This window comes from Undibacterium sp. Di24W (assembly GCF_049340325.1).
Lineage (GTDB): Bacteria > Pseudomonadota > Gammaproteobacteria > Burkholderiales > Burkholderiaceae_D > Undibacterium.
Map to the genome: position 1 here is coordinate 1 of NZ_JBMPOP010000023.1, position 692 is coordinate 692.

Consider the following 692-nt stretch of genomic DNA (forward strand, 5'->3'; position numbering starts at 1 on the left):
AACTTGGGCGACACGATTGCTTTGGGCGCATCTGAATGGACTAACGTTTCTGGTTTCGAAACTATCCGTTTGGTAGGCACATCAAACAACGCTGGCGTAGCGGGTGCTGGTAACTACCGTTTGACATTGACGAACGAATTGATCGCTGCGAACAACAACGCAGGCGTATTGGCGATCATCAATGACAACGATACAGCCAACAATACTGGTGCTGCTGCTGGTACAGCTGACACACCATTGACAGGCGTTGAAAGCGCAGTTGTTATCGATGCACGTACATTGAGCTCAACAAGCCGTTTCAGCTACAAAGGTGAAGAAGGCGCGAGCAGCACAGCTGACCGTATCATCTTCTCTGATGCGAACTTCAACGGTTCACACGCAATCAACGGCGGTGCAGTTGATAACAACACGACTAACAACAGCCAAAAGAACAATGACGTTATCGAATTGCGTAATGCAACAAACGCATCGATCGGTGATTTCAACGGTATCAGCAACATCGGTAACATCGAATTGACGAATGACACAGCAGTAACTCAAGTGTCACAAGTTCAATTGAACGATACTATCGTTGACGCATTGGTTGACAGCTTCCAAGCTGCTAACACAACAACACACATTGAGCGTTTGACTATCCGTGCAATCGACAACGTCAACGTTGCAGCAGCAACGGTTGGTGTATCGATCGATGC

Annotated in this window: 1 protein-coding gene; it reads left to right on the forward strand. The window is 47.5% G+C overall.

The genetic code is table 11. From position 1 onward, the window contains the following. Nucleotides 1-692 (forward strand): hypothetical protein (locus ACO0KZ_RS20455; protein ID WP_422998629.1); only part of this gene is annotated, 692 nt, incomplete at both ends.